Raw genomic sequence first — 5,640 nt, forward strand, 5'->3', positions numbered from 1 at the left:
CAGGGCTTTGGTTGGTGTTGCCTTTTGGCTGCTCACATAGCTCTCCTATGGCGTTTTCTTCTGTTGTTTCCGTGAATCACCCTCTTGACTTAATACCATTGGACTTATTTGTGGTTATTTGTTTCAACCGTCCTTTCCGCGGAGCTCTTGGTCTGCTTACGGGCCTATTTTAGAGAGCGTTTCTCAACAGAGAGGGGAGGAAATCGAAACTTTTTCGAAACAAACGCCAAATATTTTCTGGAGCCTGTCCACTCTTTGGAGGAATTGAAAAAATGGGCAGGGAAAATCCCTGCCCATTTGAGCAAATTGATTTTATGGAAATTTTATGGACTGGCAGATGCTTTTTCACCAAATTCCTGGGTCCATGCGGTGCAGGCATCGGAAGAGGAGGCTATGATAGTACCATCGGACAGAGAAAATGCAAATTCTCCGCCCCACCAGTCCAGATAAAAGGGAGCAGATAGAAAGGGTCCCTCCCGTTCACGGATGCTTCCGTTCCAGCTTTGATGACTCAAAGAGGTGGCCTTATCCCAGGTAAGAGGAAGAGCCAGATGCAGCTCACGGTCCGGGTCCAGGGTAGTCTGCGCCAGAGGAGTCTGGATCTGCCCTCGAAACTCCCAACGCAAGGGCAGGCGAAACTGAAGCGTTCCAGACCAGCGGACCAAAGTCAGTTCCTGCTGCTGTCCGTCCTGATAGACCCGGGCGAGACAGGTCCGGTTTGCGGGAAGGGAAATCAGGCCGCAAACGGCCAGCCACAGAACCAGAGCGCCCACACCCAGGGCGGCGCAGACAGATTGTCTCCACCGCTCCTGACGTTTCCAGCCCTGGACCTGCTGGATGGAATCCAGGGCAAGCCGTGCGGCACCCTCCGAATCGCAGGGAGCGCTCTGTTCTCCCCGAAGGAGCTCCAGGACGCTCAGGCCCAGTGCTTCGGCCAAAGGTATCAGCATGCTGACATCTGGAAATCCGGCTCCACGCTCCCACTTGCTTACCGCCCGGTCAGAGATATGCAGCTGCTCGGCCAGCTCCCGCTGGGTAAGTCCCCGCTCCTTCCGCATCTGCGCGATCAGCGCGCCGGTTTTTTGCCGGTCCATCCCCATCACCTCCCAGACAGTATACCATCAGAGGGAGGAGAGGGCAACAAACGCTGCGTAGAGCGGCCCGAATGGCCCGTTTTACCGGTTCAGCCGGTAGCCAGCCCCCCACACCGTCTCAATGATTTTGGGGTGGGCGGGGTCGTCCTCGATCTTGTCCCGGATGCGCCCCACATGGACGGTGACGGTGGCGCTGTCCCCCACATAGTCATAGCCCCAGATGGTCTCAAACAGGCGCTCTTTGGAGAATACGATGTTGGGGTTTTCCGCCAGAAACTTCAGCAGGGCGAACTCCCGGTTGGGCATCTTGATCTCCTGGTTCCCTTTAAAGACCTTCCAGCTCTGGGGGAGGATGCGCAGGTCCCCCACCTGGATGGCGCCGTCGTCCTCTCCGCGGCCGCCGGTGAGGCGCTGATACCGGCTCAGGTGGGACTTGACCCGAGCCACCAGCTCCGCTGGGTCGAAGGGTTTGGCGATGTAGTCGTCCGCCCCCAGGCCCAGCCCCCGGATCTTGTCCACCGACTCGGTGCGGGCGGTGACCATTAAAATGGGCACGTCCACCTGGTCCCGGATGCGGCGGCACACCTCATAGCCGCTGCGCCCCGGCAGCATCAGGTCTAGCAGGATCAGATCGTAGGCCCCGGTGAGGGCGGCCTCCTCCGCCGCCCCGCCGTCGGAGATCACCTGAGCCTGAAAGCCCTCGATCTCCAGGTAGTCCCGCTCCAGCATGGCGATCTCCTCGTCGTCCTCCACAATCAGAATTTTGGCCATTTATTCCACCTCCGCACAGGGCAGGGCGATTTCAAACACCAGCCCGTGGTCGTTTCTTGCCTGAATAGAGCCCCCATGAGCTTCGACAATATGTTTGACGATATATAGACCCAGACCGCTCCCCTCGCCGCCCCGGCTGCTCCGGGCCTGGTCCCCCCGCCAGAACTGTTCAAACAGATGGGGCAGCTGGTCCTCCGGCACCCCCTGGCCGTTGTCCGCAAAGCGGATGCACTCCCGGTCCCGCTGCCGCCAGACGGTGAGGGTGAGCGCCAGGGGGGAGGCGCCGGAGTACCGCACCGCATTGTCCTTTAAATTGTTGAGCACCCGCAGCAGCTGCTCCGGGTCGATCCGAACCGGGTGGGGGGCGGGGGCCCCCCGCAGCGCCACCTGCCCTCCGGAGGGAGCCAGCTCCTGCCGGGCCTCACGGACAAACTGAGCCACAAAGTCCCCCAGGTCGGCGTCACTGAGAAACAGCGGGAGGTTGCCGGTCTCCAGCTTGGAGAAGTAGAACAGCCGCTGAAGCAGGCGCTCCATCTCACAGGACTTCCGATAGGCCACCTCCAGGTACAGTTCCCGCTTCTCCGGGGTGTTGGCCACCCCGTCCCGCATCCCCTTCAGATAGCCCTTCACCGAGGTGAGGGGGGTGCGAAGGTCGTGGGAGATGCCCGCCACCAGATCGGTGCGGGCCTGCTCATAGCGGGCGTTTTTCTTCTGCTCCTCCAGCAGATGCCGCCGCATATGCTCAAAGGCGGCGTATACCGAGGAGAATTCGTCCGGCCCCTTGCAGTCCAGAGGGGTGGACAGATCTCCCCGCTCCACCCGTCCGGCCGCCTGAATGATGGCGTTCACCGGCTTGAGAATCCGCCGGATCTGGTACTGGGTAAACAGAAAGCTGAGGACGCCGATGATTGCGATGGCCGCCAGTCCGCTGACAGAGAAAGAGATGAGAGCCGCTTCGTTCTGGGGGCGCTGCTGGCCGAACATCTCGGGGGTCTGGGGCTCCATCATGGCCACCAGGACCGCGTTTCCGCACCGGCGCCCCACGATTAAGACTCCCTGGTCCTGGAGAGCCAGAGTGCCCAACTCCGGCCAGGAGGCGTCGGCGAAGATGTGGTTGTAGAGATCCTCCTGAAACCGGTTGAGAGAGGAGTAGACCACCTGGTGGTTCTCTTCCACCGCCAGGCGGTAGTCCAGCTTGGCCAAACTCTGGTCCAGCTCCCACCAGTCTCTGGCCTCCTCCGGCCAGTTGGCCAGAGTGCTCTGCACTTGGTCGGAGCGGCTGTCCGCCGCCGGGACCGCCTGGTCCTGATAGGCGCGGAATACCAGATGGAGCACGCCGCCGCTTACCGCGAGAAGGGTCAGCAGGGCCACAATCAGGGTCGCCATGTGGAAGAAGAAAATTTGCCGCTTCATCTCCAGCCTCCGATCTCTATACATCTTCCAGCATAAGGGGTAATTGTAAATAGAGAAGTGGAAAAATCTAAATTTTTTGCAAATTTTCAGAAAAACCGGGCCGGCCATCCGCTGGAGCGGCCGGCCGGCCCGGTTTAAGTTCTGAAGGCCGCTGGGCCTTGCTTGGATAAACTGGCATGGCCTGGCACATTTCCGATGTTCAAACAGGACCTAGGCGGTAAGTTCCTCGCCGCCGAACAGCCGCACATACTGCAGCCGCTGGTAGTCCTCGATCTTTCCGGTATAGACGGTGTCCTCCAGGTGGCTGTAAGCGTTCCCCCGGGCGTCGGTGTACCCCACAAAGGTGAGGGCCGGGATGGTGTTCTGGAGGCTCCACAGGAATTGGCCGTAGGGGTCGGTCTCAATCCCGGCGTACCGGAGCAGGTACTGCCCCAAAAAGTTTAAGCTGGACTCCTGCGGGCCCTCCGCTTCCAGGGGGTAGTTGGCCCAGATGACGAAGGGGGTCCGGTACTTGTCCATGTACTGCTCCATGGTCATATCCGCCTGGGCCACCCCGTAGGCCTTGTCCAGGAACTCCTGCTCCACCGAGGGCCGGTGGTCCCCAAACATGAGGATGATGGCGGGCTCCTCCTGCTGGGAGAAGTAGTCCACCAGCATCTGGAAGGCCCGGTCCGTCTCGTTGGCCAGGGTCAGGTACTGCTCCGCCATGGGGTACTTGCCCGGCTCGTCGGTGAGCTGGACCTGGGCGGGGTAGTCCTCCACGGTGTAGCTGCCGTGGTTCTGGATGGTGACGTTGAACAGGAACAGGGGCTCACCCGCCTCCTTGTGCTCAAACTCCCAGATGATCTGGGCAAAGTCGGACCGGTCGCTCACGTAGCCGTGCTCCAGGGTCTGCTCCACGTCCATGTCCTCGCCGCACTTGAAGTCGTCGAAGCCCAGCCGGGGATAGGCCTGGTTCCGCTGCCAGGAGGTGCGCTCCCCCGGGTGGAAGGCCAGGGTGCGGTACCCCTCCTCCCGCAGCAGGGAGGCCAGGGAGGGGGAGTCGTCCAGAATGTACTGCTGGTAGGGGATGCTGCCCGAGGGGAGGAAGGCCATGGAGTTCCCTGTCAGAAACTCAAATTCGCTGGCGCTGGTGCCCGCCCCGAACACGGAGGTGTAGGCGTGGCCCCAGATCGCGTTGTCCAGGGAGCGGATGTAGTCGGTGACGCTCTCCGTGAGGGAGAGGGTGCCGAACTCCTCAAAGTCCGCCCAGGACTCGTTCATAATGGCGACGATATTGGGGTGGTCGGCGCTCACCTCTGTCTCCTCCGGAAGCTCCACCTGGTCCATGATCCAGCTCAGCCGCTGGGCGGACAGATCCTCCGGCTCCTCCACCTCCATGAACTCCGTGTTGCGCAGAAAGGCGGCCACCGCGCCGCTCTTCTGATAGGCCCCCAGCTGATCCCACACGTCGGTCTCCACGCCGAACCGGCTCAGGGACTCGGTATGTACCGCCTGGCTCAGGCAGAAGACGCCCAGGACCAGGGAGAGACAGCGGAGGGGGGCGGTGCGCCGGTCGATGAGAAAGCGGCCCTCCCGGAATTTGTGCCGCAGGAGCCAGGCCAGAAGGGCCACCAGGGCGATCCCGGCCAGCATGGGGGCGGTGGGGGAGAAGGAGTAGCTCCCCGACACCGCCGCCGCCGTCCCCAGGGCGGTCAGATCCCAGGGGAGCACCGGCGTCCCCCGGTACAGGGCGACAAAGTAGTTGGCCGCTCCCCACACCCCGCACAGGATATGGAGAAGCAGACAGCACACCGCCGGGTAGCCCGTGGCCGACCACAGCAGAAAATAGACCGCGCCGATGCACAGGCTGTTGGCCAGCACCACGCCGGGGGCCAGCTCCCAGGGGAGGACCCCCAGAATAAACTGCATCAAATAAAAACTTGTCAGGGGCGGGAGGAGCAGCAGCGCCGCCTGCTCCAGGCGCTCCCTGGTGAAAAGAGCTCTGAACTTCATAAATTCTCTCCTGCATTTAACATATATTTAACATTTAGAGCTCTATTGTACACACTTTGTCCCGGTTTGTCAAAAGGGAAAGTTCGGTGCGCCGGGCCGGGGAAAAATAAAACGCCTTTCTGACGCGAACTGCGTCAGAAAGGCATTGAAATCAAAGAACGGCTCAGCCGGGAGGCCAGGTCATGTCCCGGCCGGACAGCACATGGAAGTGCAGGTGCGGCACACTTTGCCCCGCCTGCTCCTCCCAAAGGCTGTTTCGACAGCCTTTGGGTTCCCGGGTTTTATCCATGCTCGGGCGAAATAAATTCGCCCTGCGCCAAGGTTTTCGCTTGCGCGAAAACGCTTGTACGGCGCAAAAGCGCCGCCG

General features: G+C 61.1%; 5 protein-coding genes. All 5 read right to left on the reverse strand.

Translation table 11 applies throughout. The annotated features are described in order from the left end of the window. Window positions 1–323: 323 nt before the first annotated feature. Entirely contained in the window at window positions 324–1,094 is a 771-nt protein-coding gene (locus B5F19_RS16245) for a helix-turn-helix transcriptional regulator (RefSeq protein WP_087292651.1), read from the reverse strand. Between the two features lie 81 nt (window positions 1,095–1,175). Continuing rightward, window positions 1,176–1,865, reverse strand: a complete 690-nt coding sequence (locus B5F19_RS16250) for a response regulator transcription factor (protein WP_087292654.1) — start codon at window positions 1,863–1,865, stop codon at window positions 1,176–1,178. After that, window positions 1,866–3,278 carry a HAMP domain-containing sensor histidine kinase gene (locus B5F19_RS16255; RefSeq protein ID WP_162612601.1) on the reverse strand — a complete coding sequence of 471 codons (1,413 nt, stop codon included), beginning with the start codon at window positions 3,276–3,278 and terminating at the stop codon, window positions 1,866–1,868. Between the two features lie 210 nt (window positions 3,279–3,488). Beyond that, a complete protein-coding gene (locus B5F19_RS16260; protein ID WP_087292660.1) occupies window positions 3,489–5,273 on the reverse strand; it encodes an LTA synthase family protein in 1,785 nt (594 codons plus the stop codon). A gap of 163 nt (window positions 5,274–5,436) precedes the next feature. Continuing rightward, on the reverse strand, window positions 5,437–5,640 hold a 204-nt coding region (locus tag B5F19_RS18150; RefSeq protein ID WP_242972860.1), incomplete at its 5' end, for an HIT domain-containing protein.

Source organism: Pseudoflavonifractor sp. An184, from assembly GCF_002160305.1.
In the GTDB taxonomy this organism is placed as follows: Bacteria; Bacillota; Clostridia; order Oscillospirales; family Oscillospiraceae; genus Lawsonibacter; species Lawsonibacter pullicola.